At 68.2% G+C, this 12,302-nt stretch carries 11 protein-coding genes; all 11 read left to right on the top strand.

Annotation, left to right across the window (positions count from 1 at the left end; genetic code table 11):
• Positions 1-128: 128 nt before the first annotated feature.
• On the top strand, positions 129-1,817 hold the full coding sequence (locus tag RT697_RS20670) for a diguanylate cyclase (RefSeq protein WP_313701433.1): 1,689 nt from the start codon (positions 129-131) through the stop codon (positions 1,815-1,817).
• Positions 1,818-1,879: 62 nt separating this feature from the next.
• Complete coding sequence (locus tag RT697_RS20665; protein ID WP_313701431.1) at positions 1,880-2,677, top strand: GntR family transcriptional regulator; 798 nt, start codon at positions 1,880-1,882, stop codon at positions 2,675-2,677.
• Between the two features lie 19 nt (positions 2,678-2,696).
• Complete coding sequence (locus RT697_RS20660) at positions 2,697-3,902, top strand: ABC transporter substrate-binding protein (protein WP_312439052.1); 1,206 nt, start codon at positions 2,697-2,699, stop codon at positions 3,900-3,902.
• An 8-nt stretch (positions 3,903-3,910) separates the two neighbouring features.
• Complete coding sequence (locus RT697_RS20655) at positions 3,911-4,783, top strand: branched-chain amino acid ABC transporter permease (protein WP_313701429.1); 873 nt, start codon at positions 3,911-3,913, stop codon at positions 4,781-4,783.
• Positions 4,784-4,785: 2 nt separating this feature from the next.
• A complete protein-coding gene (locus RT697_RS20650; RefSeq protein ID WP_313701428.1) occupies positions 4,786-5,757 on the top strand; it encodes a branched-chain amino acid ABC transporter permease in 972 nt (323 codons plus the stop codon).
• Positions 5,750-6,505: an ABC transporter ATP-binding protein gene (locus tag RT697_RS20645; RefSeq protein ID WP_105238451.1), complete on the top strand. Its 756-nt coding sequence runs from the start codon at positions 5,750-5,752 to the stop codon at positions 6,503-6,505. Before RT697_RS20650 ends, RT697_RS20645 begins: the two co-directional genes overlap by 8 nt.
• Entirely contained in the window at positions 6,502-7,212 is a 711-nt protein-coding gene (locus RT697_RS20640; protein ID WP_175126067.1) for an ABC transporter ATP-binding protein, read from the top strand. The genes RT697_RS20645 and RT697_RS20640 overlap by 4 nt, the downstream gene beginning before the upstream one ends.
• 2 nt (positions 7,213-7,214) lie before the next feature.
• Positions 7,215-8,483, top strand: a complete 1,269-nt coding sequence (locus RT697_RS20635) for a 3-isopropylmalate dehydratase large subunit (protein ID WP_313701425.1) — start codon at positions 7,215-7,217, stop codon at positions 8,481-8,483.
• Positions 8,480-8,980, top strand: a complete 501-nt coding sequence (locus tag RT697_RS20630) for a 3-isopropylmalate dehydratase (protein ID WP_313701423.1) — start codon at positions 8,480-8,482, stop codon at positions 8,978-8,980. Before RT697_RS20635 ends, RT697_RS20630 begins: the two co-directional genes overlap by 4 nt.
• A gap of 10 nt (positions 8,981-8,990) precedes the next feature.
• Positions 8,991-10,661 (top strand): hydantoinase B/oxoprolinase family protein, encoded by a 1,671-nt coding sequence (locus tag RT697_RS20625; RefSeq protein WP_218343508.1) that lies wholly within the window; start codon positions 8,991-8,993, stop codon positions 10,659-10,661.
• The coding region (locus RT697_RS20620) for a hydantoinase/oxoprolinase family protein (RefSeq protein ID WP_313701421.1) at positions 10,658-12,302 on the top strand (1,645 nt) is incomplete at its 3' end. The genes RT697_RS20625 and RT697_RS20620, both read left to right, overlap by 4 nt.

Genomic DNA, 12,302 nt, shown 5'->3' with positions numbered 1-12,302 from the left:
AAATTAGGGGTCTCATAGGCCCGCGATCATATCTTCCGAAATGATGCAGTTTTGGTGCGAACCGTGACAGAATGTCAGCCACGTTGCGCAGGCTGTACCGATGAATGTCGTATTGATCAGGTCCTGACATGCCCGCTACCGGTGATGCGACCCCGACCCCACCGCCCGGCGATGCCGCCGGCGGCGCGCAGCGCGACCCGGACGGCCCGCTGGACAAGCTGGCGCGCCTGGCCTGCCGCATGTTTGGCGTTGACCTGGCCGACATCGTCTGCACCGATGCAGATGGCGTGTGGCAGGCGGCAGCTGGCGCGGCATGCGCCCATGCACGGTGTCCCTGGTCCCTAGAACTTCCGGTGCGCGCAACGGACGGCCGCCTTCTCGGCGTCTTTCGTCTCGGGCACGGGCAGCCGCGCGATCTCTCGGATGAAGACCGGCAGGCCTTGCAGGACCTCACCAGCCTGGCGGCCACGGCAGTCGAAAAGCGTCACGCGTTGGCGTGCGAGCGCGCCGACGAAGACACCTGGCGCGACGAGGCCCGCAAGCTGTCGCTGGCCATCGCGGGCAGCGGCACGGGGGTGTGGGACCGCAATGTGGTAACCGGCGAGATCACTTATTCGCCCGGCTGGAAGGCCTTGCTGGGCTATGGCGAATCCGAACTCACCACACGCATCGAGGACGCCTACACCCGATTGCACCCGGACGACCTGGTCTACGTGCGGGCCGCCATGCAGGATCACTTCGACGGCAAGACCGACAGCTACGAAGTCGAACACCGCATCCGGTGCAAGGATGGCAGCTACAAATGGATCTGCAGCCGCGGCAAGGTGGTCAGCCGCGACGAGTCGGGCAGGGCGCTGCGCATGATGGGCACCACCACCGACATCAGCGCCGTGCGCGCCATGTCCGAAAGGCTCCAGCGTACGGCGGACCTTGTCGTCAACCTGACCGACGCGGTGCCCGGCCTGGTCTTCCAATGCCGGCCGTTGCCCGAGGGCGGATCGCGCTTCTCGTACGTCAGCGCGGGCATCTGGGACATGTTCGAACTCACGGCGGACGACGTGCGGGCCAGCACGACCGCCGTCGAACAGCGCATCCATCCGGAAGACCTGCCTGTCTATCGCGCATCCCTGCAGGCCGCGGCGGCGGCGCAAACCCCCTGGCATGTGGAGTTCCGCGTGTGCCTGCCGCTGCAGGGCGTGCGCTGGCGGCAGGGCGACGCGAGCCCAAGACGGGATGCAGACAGCGGCGTGGTCTGGCACGGCTTCGTCACCGACATTACAGACCGCAAGCGGGCCGAGCTCGAACTGCGCGAGCTGGCCGCGACCGACGCGCTGACAACCCTGCCCAACCGCCGCCATTTCATGTCGCGCATCGCCGCGGAGCTGGCGCGGATCAAGGGTCACGGCGGTCTGGGATCGGCCGTGCTGATGTGCGACCTGGATCATTTCAAGCACATCAACGACACCTGGGGCCACGCCATCGGAGATGGTGTGCTGCAGCATTTTGCGAGCATGCTGCGCACGCAGTTGCGCGAGATCGACCTGGTGGGGCGCATCGGCGGCGAAGAATTCGCCGTCGTGCTGCCCGATACCGACATCGAACGCGCCCATGTCTTTGCCCGCAACGTGCAGCGCCGCATCGCCGATACGCCCTATCTGTCTGAAGGGCGGCACATCCCGCTGACCGTCAGCATCGGGATTTCCGCACTGCACACCAAGGACGACGACGCCGAGCTGGCGCTCAGCCGCAGCGACCGCGCGCTGTATTACGCCAAGCAGCGGGGACGCAATCGGATCGAGTCGGTGTTTTCCCGATAGAACAACCCGTCGGGCCATTTGTTCCATTGACCGTACATTAGGACACCCCTAGAGTTCCCGTCATGGGAACCTCATTACCACTTCCGAAATACCACCAGATCTATCTCGTCCTGCGCGAGCAACTGCAGGAGGGGCGGTTCGATCAGGACGGCGTGCCCGGAGAGCATGCGCTGGCGGATCAGTTCGACGTTGCGCGCATCACCATCCGCAAGGCGATGGAGATGCTGGTCGCGGATGGACTGGTGTCTCGCCGGCCCGGCCTGGGCACGTGGCCCCTGCGCGGCGCATCCAGCGCCCACAACGCGCCGGCCCCCAGCGCGCAGCAGAAGGCGCACCTGACCGGCCTCCTGGAAAACATCGTCAACATGGGCCTGCGCACCTCGGTGCAGGTGCTGGACAGCACGCTGGTGTTTGCGCCGCCCGCGGTGGCCGAGGCGCTGCACATTCCGTCCGGCACGCCCGTCCACAAGAGTCTGCGCGTGCGCAGCACCGACGCGGGGCCGCTGTCTCACATCACCACCTACGTGCCGCAGTCCGTGGCCGATTTCACGCGGGAAGACCTCGAGCGCGAGCCCCTGCTGATGCTGCTGGAAGCGGCCGGCGTGGAGTTCGGCGGCGCCACGCAGACCATATCCGCACGCCTGGCCGATGCGCAGGTCGCGCGCCATCTGGACGTGTCGGTGGGCTCGGCTTTGCTGGCCGTGACGCGCCTGGTGCGCGACGTCGGCGACCGGCCCGTGCAGTTGCTGCAGGGCCTGTACCGGCCCGACCGCTATCAATATCAGTTGCAGCTATCGCGCGTCGGCAGCATCGACGCCAAGGTCTGGGTCAGCGAAGAGCTGTCGGCCCAATTCCATTGAACCCTTCGGAGATTCGCCCATGAATTCGCGCCGCACTTTCCTCTACCAATCCGCCGCTGCGGCGGCCCTTGTGTCCGCCCCGTGGGTGGCCCGGTCGCAGGGCGCCGCGCCCATCAAGGTCGGCGTGCTGCACCCGGTGACCGGCGCGCTGGCGTATTCGGGCCAGCAATGCCGCCTGGGCGCGCTGCTGGCTATCGAGGACATCAACAAGGCGGGCGGCATCAAGTCATTGGGCGGCGCGCCGCTGCAGGCGGTGCTGGGCGACGCGCAGTCGCGTCCCGAGGCGGGTTCGGCCGAAGTGGAAAAGATGAACGAGGCGGGCGTGTCGGCCATCGTGGGCGCGTATGCGTCGGCGATCTGCCTGGCGACCACACAAACGGCCGCCAAATACAACCTGCCGCACGTCGTGGACGTGGGCGTGGCCGACCAGATCGTCGAACGCGGCCTGAAGAACACCTTCCGTTTCGGACCCGGTTATCGCGCCTGTAGCGAACGCGCCATCCTGGACCTGGCCGCGCTGAACGACGCCGCCGGCAAACCGGCCAAGACCGTGATGATCGTGCACGAGGACTCGCTGTTCGGCACCGGCACGGCGGCGCTGCTGGCCAAGTCGCTGCCGCAGCACGGCTTCGAGGTCAAAGAGATCGTCAAGCACCCGAACCCCACGCGCGACTTCAACAACATCGTGCTGCGCATGCGGTCCGTGAACCCGGACATCGTGATCCCGGCCAACTATTACAACGAATACGCCTTGCTGCTGCGCGCGATGAAGCAGCAGAAGGTGCAGCCCAAGGCCATCTACTCGGTGCTGGGCGGGGCGGCGTCCAGCTACAAGTTCCTGAAGGAATTTCCTGACATCGCCAACGGCATCATCGACTGCAACCACTGGTTCAACCCGAAGGACGCGCGCGTCGCGCCGTTGAAGGCCCGCGTGGAAGAGAAGGGCGCGTACTTCAGCTACGAGGTCTTCATGACCTACACCGCGATGCTGCTGCTGGCCGACGCGCTGGAGCGCGCCAAGTCCGCCGACCGAGGCGCGATCATCGAGGCGCTGGCGGCCAGCACCTTCCAGGACAACCTGATGCCCTACGGCCCGACCAAGTTCGTCAACGGCCAGAACACCGGCGCGCAGCCGTTGCTCACGCAGGTGATCGGGGGCGATATCAAGGTGATCTTCCCGGCCGAGTACCGCCAGGCCGACGCCGTGTTCCCGCTGAAGGCCTGACCAGACCCATGCTCGATCCCGCCATCCTCTTTTCCTCGGTGCTGAACGGCCTGACGACGGGCGCGGTCTACGCGCTCATCGCGCTGGGCCTGACCCTGATCTACGGGGTGCTGCATATCATCAACTTCGCCCACGGCGCGGCGCTCATGGTGGCGCTGTACGCCGTGTACCTGCTCAAGGACCGGCTGGGCATCGACCCCTACGCCGCCTTGCCGCTGGTGGTGGCCGGCATGTTCGTGTTGGGCTACGCCTTGCAGCGCCTCGTCATCAACCGCGCCAGCCACGGCAAGGACGAGAACATCCTGCTGGTCACGCTGGGCCTGGCGATCGTGCTGGAGAACCTGGCGCTGGTCTGGTTCAAGTCCGACACGCGCAGCATCGACACGGCGTACACGCTGTCCACGATCGAGATCGGCCCCGCCATGATCGCGCTGCCCAAGGTCATTGCTTTCTGCGGCGCGCTGGCGGTGGCGGCGGTGCTGTTCTGGATCATCCGCAGCACCGACCTGGGCCGCGCGATCCGCGCCGTGGCCCGTGAAAAGCAGGGCGCCAAGCTCATGGGCATCGACGTCGAAAAGGTCTACGCCGTGTCGTTCGGCATCGGCATGGCGTGCCTGGGCGCGGCGGCGTGCTTCCTGCTGCCGGCCTACTACGTCAATCCGCAGGTGGGCAGCGGCTTCGTGCTGGTCGCCTTCACCATCGTGGTGCTGGGCGGCATGGGCAGTTTCGTGGGGGCGCTGGTGGGCGGACTGCTCATCGGCGTGGTGGAGTCCATCGGAGGCCTGTTCCTGGGCGATTCGCTGGGCCAGATGGGCATCTTCGCGATCTTCATCGCGGTGCTGTTGTTTCGCCCGCAGGGGCTGTTCGGGGCGAGGGGCTGACGATGAAACGGGATCTTTGCGCAATCGCGCTGTTCGGGGTGGTGCTGGTGGCCGTGGCCGCGCTGTCCCAATCGGGCGTGCTGCTGACGTTCGTGATGATGTCGCTGTACGCGGCCCTGCTGTCGCAGGCCTGGAACATCCTGGGCGGTTATGGCGGTCAGTTGTCGTTCGGCCATGCGCTGTTCTTTGGTGTGGGCGCCTATGCGCAGGCGCTGGGCCAGCTCAACCTGGGCCTGAATCCGTGGCTGGTGCTGCCCGGGGCCATCGCGCTGGGCGCGCTGGTTGGCGTGGCGGTGGGCGGCCTGACGTTCCGCTATGGGCTGAAGGGCTCTTACTTCGCGCTGGTCACCCTGGCGTTCGCTGAAGTCTTTCGCATCCTGGCGCTGTCGGCGTCTTTCACGGGCGGCGGCGTGGGGCTCATGGTTCCGCTGCAAGAGGGCGTGGCCAACATGCAGTTCGGCTCGCGCCGCGGCTACATCTATCTGCTGCTCGCCTTCGTGCTGCTGGCGCTGCTGGTGACCGCGTGGCTGCGCCATTCGCGCTTCGGCGCCTACCTGCAGGCCGTGCGCGACAACGAGGACGCGGCGCGCGCCATCGGCGTGAATCCGCTGCGCGTGAAGCTGGGCGGCATCGCGCTGTCCGCCGCCTTCATGAGCGTGGCCGGCGCCTTCTACGTGCAGGTCTTCCAATACATTGACCCGGGCATCGCGTTCGGCTCGGCCGTTTCGGTGGAGGCGCTGGTCGGCGCCATCGTCGGCGGCATGGGCACGCTGTGGGGCCCGCTGCTGGGCGCGGTCACGCTGCATGCGCTGGCCGACCTGACCCGCAACCTGTTCGGCGAGCTGCCGGGCATCAGCATGGTCATCTACGGCATGGTGCTGATCCTGATCGTCATGTTCATGCCGCGCGGCATCACCGGCGGCGGCCAGTCGCTGGGCCGCCTGTTCAAAATGAAGGAGCGCGCCCGTGTCTGACATCCTGCTGCAAGCGCGCAATCTGTCCATCACCTTCGGCGGCCTGAAGGCCGTGCAGGACGTGAGCCTGGACGTGCCGCAAGGCTCGCTCACCGCGCTGGTCGGTCCCAACGGCGCGGGCAAGACCACGCTGTTCGGCCTGTTGTCGGGCTTTCTGAAACCCGGTTCCGGGTCCGTGCACTTTGCCGGGCAGGACATCACGGGCCAGGCGCCGCACGAATCCGCGCGGCTCGGTTTGACCCGCACCTTCCAGATCGTGCAGCCGTTCGGCGCGCAGACGGTGCGCCAGAACATCGCCGTGGGCGCGCACCTGCGTCTGGCGGATCGCGACGAGGCGCTGGCCGCGGCCGAGGCCGTGGCCGCGCGCGTCAACCTGCAGGCCTCGCTGGACAAGCCGGCGGCCGACCTGACGGTGGCCGGGCGCAAGCGCCTGGAACTGGCGCGCGCGCTGGCCACCCGGCCGCGCCTCTTGCTGCTGGACGAGGTGCTGGCGGGCCTGAACCCCAGTGAGATCGACGAGATGATTCCGGTGGTGAAAAAACTGGTGGACGATGGCGTCACCGTACTGATGATCGAACACGTGATGCGCGCGGTGATGAGCCTGGCCGAGCACGTGTGGGTGCTGGCCCAGGGCCGGCTGATCGCGGCGGGCACGCCCGGCGAGGTCACGCGCGATCCCAAGGTGGTCGAGGCCTATCTGGGCCACGGCGCGGCCGCGCGGCTGGCCGCGCAGGGAGCGCCGGCATGAGCGCGCTGCTGGAGGTCAAAGGCCTGCGGGCAGGCTACGGGCGCATGGAAGTGCTGCGCGGCGTGGACCTGGACGTGCAGGCGGGCGAGATCGTGGTGCTGCTGGGCAGCAACGGCGCCGGCAAATCCACGCTGAACAACACGGTGTGCGGCCTGTGCCGGCCGTGGGGCGGAACGGTGCGTTTTGAAGGCCAGGACCTGACCGGCCGCCACTACCGCCAAGTGGTGCAGGCGGGTCTCATCCAGGTGCCGGAGGGCCGCCGCGTCTTCCCGAACCTGAGCGTGCGCGAAAACCTGGAGCTGGGCTCTTTCACCCGGGCGCGCGAACGCCGTGCGCAGAATCTGGACAAGGTGCTCGACATTTTCCCCCGCCTGCGGGAACGCCTGGATCAACTGGCCGGCACGATGTCGGGCGGGGAACAGCAAATGCTGGCAATCGGCCGCGGCCTCATGGCCGAGCCGCGCCTTCTGATCCTCGACGAACCCTCGCTTGGCCTGTCGCCACTGATGGTCGAGGAATTGTTCGGCCTCATCAAGCGGTTGCACGGCGACGGACTGGCGATCCTGCTGGTCGAGCAGAACGTGGGTCAGTCCCTGGAAACGGGGCAGCGCGCCTATGTGCTGGAAAACGGCGCCGTGCGCTACAGCGGCAGCTGTCCCGACCTGTTGGCCAGCGACGACGTGCGCCGCGCCTATCTGGGGATGTAATCATGGCCCAGCCTCAAACCCTGGCCCAGAAGCTGATCGCCGCCGCCTGCGGGCGCGAGACGGTGGCCGAGGGCGAAATCGTGACCTGTTCGGTCGACCTGGCGATGTTCCATGATTCCAGCGGTCCGCGGCGCTTGAAGCCCATGCTGGAAGAGCTGGGCGCCACGTTGTGGGATCCGTCGCGGATCGTGCTGGTCATCGACCACTACGTGCCGGAATCCGACGACGAATCGCGCCGCATCGTGCGCATCGCGCGCGACTGGGCCGCGGAACAGCAACTGCCCAACGTGTATGACTCGGTGGGCATCTGCCACGTGGTGGTGCCGCAGCACGGACACATCCGGCCCGGCATGTTCTGCGTGGGCGGCGATTCGCATTCGCCGACCGGCGGCGCGTTCGGCGCCTACATGTTCGGCATCGGCAGCACCGAGATGCTGGGCGTGGCGGTCACCGGCCAGATCTGGGTCAAGGTGCCCAAGACGCTGATGATGCATTGGCGCGGCCAGCTGGCCGCCGGCGTCACGGCCAAGGACATGATGCTGCACATGATCGGCCGCTACGGCATGAACGGCGGGCGCTACCAGGCGGTGGAGTTCTGCGGCGAGGCCGTGCGCGCGCTGTCCATGCAGGAGCGCATGACGCTGTCGAACATGAGCGCGGAACTAGGTTCGCAGGTCGGGCTCATTGCGCCGGACGAGACCACCGCAGCCTGGCTGCGGGATGCGGGCGTGACCGAAGAGCTGGATCTGGACCGCTGGCAGAGCGACAGCGAAGCCGACGCCGAGCGGCATGAGTTCGATGCGGCCGCGCTGGCGCCGCAGGTTGCCGCGCCCCACAGCCCCGCCAATGCGCGCGGCGTGGATACCTACCACGACGTGCCCGTACAGGTGGCCTACATCGGCGCCTGCACCGGGGCCAAACTGGAAGACCTGCGCGCCGCGGCCACCGTGCTGCGCGGCCGCCGGCTGGCGGACGGCATGCAGCTGATGGTGGCGCCGGCCAGCAGGCAGGACCAGGAACAGGCCGACCGCGAAGGCGTCATGCAGGTGCTGCGCGACGCGGGCGCCCAAGTGCTTGCCACGTCCTGCGGCGCCTGTGCGGGCTATGGCGGGTCCATTCCGGACGGCGCCAGCGTCATCGCCACCACCGCGCGCAATTTCAAGGGCCGCATGGGATCGGAGACCGCGCAGGTCTACCTGGCCTCGCCCTATACGGTTGCGGCCTCGGCCGTGGCGGGGCGCGTGGCCGACCCCCGGGAGTTCCTGGCATGAACACAGACACCACGACGCACCGCGTCTGGCGCGTGGGCGCGGACATCGACACCGATGCGCTGGCCCCGGGCGCTTATATGAAATTCGGCATCGACGAGATCGCGCGCCACTGCCTGCAACGCGTCCGTCCGGACTTTGCCGGGCAGGTGCAGCCGGGCGACGTGCTGGTGGCGGGCCCCAACTTCGGCATCGGCTCGTCGCGCGAGCAGGCCGCAGCCGCCCTGGTGCGCCTGGGCGTGGCTGCCGTGATCGCGCCGTCCTTCAACGGCCTGTACTTCCGCAACGCCTTCAACGTGGGGCTGCTGCTGCTGACGTGCAGCGAGGCCGAGACCCTGGCAGAGGGCGAGGGCATTACGTTCGACCCCGTCGCCGGCCGCATTCATCGTCCCGCCGGCACGCCCGCCGAATTGCACTGCGAGACCGTGCCCGGCTTTCTGCTAGACATGGTGCAGGCCGGCGGACTGCTGAATCTGCTGAAACAGCGTCAAACCTCTTAGGAACAACATCATGCTTGACCCCGTTACCCTGGCGGTCCTGAAGGGCCGCCTGGAACAGATCGCCGACGAAATGGACGCGACGCTGTACCGCAGCGCGTTCAACCCCATCATTGCCGAGGCCCATGACGCCTGCCACGGCATGTACGACGCCGCGACCGGCGCCACGCTGATCCAGGGCAAGTCGGGCCTGCCCGTCTTCGTGGGCGCGATGGCGTTCGCGGTGAAGGCGGCGGCCAAGACCGCGGCCGAGCGCGGCGGCATGACGGACGGCGACGTGTGGCTGTTCAACGATCCGTACGAGGGCGGCACGCACGCCAACGACTTCAAGCTGGTCAAGCCGGTGTTCCGCGGCGGCAAGCTGTTCTGCTTTCTGGCGTCGGCGGCCCACTGGCACGACGTGGGCGGCGCGGTGCCCGGCAACTACAACCCGGCCGCCACCGAATGCTGGCAGGAAGCGGTGCAGATCCCGCCCGTGCGCATCGTGCGCGCCGGCGTGCTGGACCAGGACGTGCTGGCCATCCTGAAGGCGAACACGCGTCTGCCCGACAGCCTGTGGGGCGACCTGAACGGCCAGCTCGCCGCGCTGGAACTGGGCGCGCGGCGCCTGGATGGTCTGCTGGATGAATACGGCGACGCGACGGTGCTGGAATCCCTGGACACGCTGCGTGAACGCGCACGCCGCCTGATGCGCGACCACATCGCCCGCCTGCCGGATGGGGAATACGCCTTCGAGGACATGCTGGACAACGACGGCGTGCGCGACGCGCCGCTGCGCATCGCGCTCAAGCTCACCATCGCCGGCGACCGGCTGGGGCTGGACTTCACCGGTACATCGCCCGCGTGCGCGGGTCCGGTCAACATCTCGCGCGCCACGGCCATCGCGGCCTGCTACGTGGCGCTCAAGCACCTGTTCCCGGACGTGCCGGCCAACGCGGGCGTGCTGGACGCGGTGGACGTGACGCTGCCCGACGGCCTGGTGATCTCGGCCGACCGCCCGCGTCCCGTGGGCGGCTACACCGAAACCATCCTGCGCATGATCGACGTGATCTTCTGCGCGATGGCGCAGGCCGCACCGGAGCGCGCGATGGCGCAGGCCTACGGCACGATCAACGCGCTGTCGATCGCCGGCTATCGCAGCGACGCCGCCCGCAAGGGCCAGCGCTGGGTGATGTTCAGCTTTTTCGGCGGCGGCCACGGCGGTCATTCGGACGGCGACGGCCTGAGCCACGGCAACGCGCCGATCTCCACCGCCACCATTCCGCCGCTGGAAATCCTGGAAGCGGCGTATCCCGTGCGCTTCACCCAATGGGCGCTGCGGCCGGATTCGGCGGGCGACGGCGCGCACCGGGGCGGCCTGGGCGCGATCTATGAAATCGAATTGCTGGAAGACAGCGCCGAAGCCTTCATCTTCGGCGAACGCGGCCGCAGCGCGCCCAAGGGCATCGCGGGCGGAGGCCAGGCCGCGCTCAACGTCTTCCGCTATCAACAGGACGGCCAGTGGCAGTCCCCGCCCATGAGCTCGAAGATGCTGGGCATCCGGCTGCAACGCGGTGACCGCGTGCGGCTGGAAACGCCGGGCGGAGGCGGCTATGGCGAGCCCGCGCGGCGCGATGCCGCGGCGCGCGAGCACGACCGCAAGATGGGCTATGTGAGCGACATTCAGAAGGAGCAGTCGGCATGAGCGCGGCGCAAGGTTTGGTGGTGGGCGTGGACGTGGGCGGCACGTTCACGGATCTGTTCGTGCTGGACGAGGCGGGCGGCAGCGCCCGCGTGGTCAAGGTGCCGTCGACCCGCGGCGAGGAAGCGCGCGGCTTCATGAACGGCATTGCGCGGGTGGCGGACGGCGCGGGCGACATCGCGACCATCGTGCATGGCACCACCGTGGGCACCAATGCGCTGCTCGAACGCAAGGTGGCGCGCACCGGCATCATCACGACCGAAGGCTTTCGCGACGTGCTGGAAATGCGCCGGCGCGACCGGCCGCAAACGTGGGGCCTGCGCGGCAACTATGAACCCGTGGTGCCGCGCGACCTGCGGCTGGAAGTGCGCGAGCGCGTGCTGGCCGATGGCGCGCTGCATACGCCTGTCGACCTGGACCAGGTTGAAGCCGCGGCGCGCGCGCTGCTGGAAGCGGGCTGCGACGCGGTCTGCGTCTTTTTCGTCAATGCCTACGCCAATCCGGTGAACGAGGCTCAGGCGGCGGCCCGGGTGCGGTCGATCTGGCCCAACGGCAACGTCACCGCCGCCACCGAGGTGCTGCCCGAGATCCGCGAATTCGAGCGCTGCTCGACGGCCGTGCTGAACGCGGCCCTGCAGCCCGTGGTGGGCAGCTACCTGACGCGGCTGGAATCCGACTTGCAGCAACACGGCTTCGAGGGCGAGCTGCTGGTGGTGCAGAGCAACGGCGGCGTCATGTCGCGCCAGACGGCGTGCGACGTACCCGTGCGCACCGCCTTGTCCGGTCCGGCGGCCGGCGTCATCGCCTGCGCGGCCATCGCGCGCGCCGCGGGCTTTCCCAACGTGGTCACGGGCGACATGGGCGGCACCTCGTTCGACGTGTCGCTGGTGGCCGAGGGCGAGGCCTCGCTGTCGGCGCAGACCGCCATCGACTTCGGCATGGTCGTGCGCGCCCCGATGATCCAGATCGAAACCATCGGCGCGGGCGGCGGCTCGATCGCCAGCGTGGACGCCGGCGGCCTGCTGCAGGTGGGCCCCGAATCCGCAGGCAGCATTCCCGGTCCGGCCTGCTACGGCCGCGGCAACACCCGTCCTACGGTCACCGACGCCAACGTGCTGCTGGGCCGCATCGCCGCGGAACGTCCGCTGGGCGGCGGCCTCTTGGCCAAGATGGACGTTGAACTGGCGCGCGCCGCCATCGACGAGCACGTCGCGCGCCCGTTGGGCCTGGATGTCCACGCCGCGGCGGAAGCCATCCTGACCGTGGCCAACGCCAAGATGGCCGGCGCGATCCGCGTCGTCTCCATCGAGCGCGGTCATGATCCGCGCAAGTTCGCCTACATGCCGTTCGGCGGCGGCGGCGCGCTGCACGTGTGCGCCATGATGAACGAGGTGGACGCCGCGCACGGCATCGTCCCGCGCTATCCGGGCGTGACCTCGGCGCTGGGCTGCGTCATGGCCGACATGCGCCATGACGGCGTCCAGACCTTGAACGTGGCGCTGAACGCGTTGGATGCGGCCGACCTGCTGGCCCGCATCGACGAGCTGGCGGCTGCGTGCCAGGCGCGTCTGGATTCGGCGGGCGTGTCCTTCGAGGGCATCCGCGAAAGCATTGAACTGGACATGCTGTACGTGGGCCAGAGCC

This window comes from Achromobacter sp., from assembly GCF_032113835.1.
Lineage (GTDB): Bacteria > Pseudomonadota > Gammaproteobacteria > Burkholderiales > Burkholderiaceae_B > Achromobacter.
The sequence above is the reverse complement of the archived record's forward strand: the minus strand, read 5'-3'. Positions and strand labels throughout refer to the sequence as shown.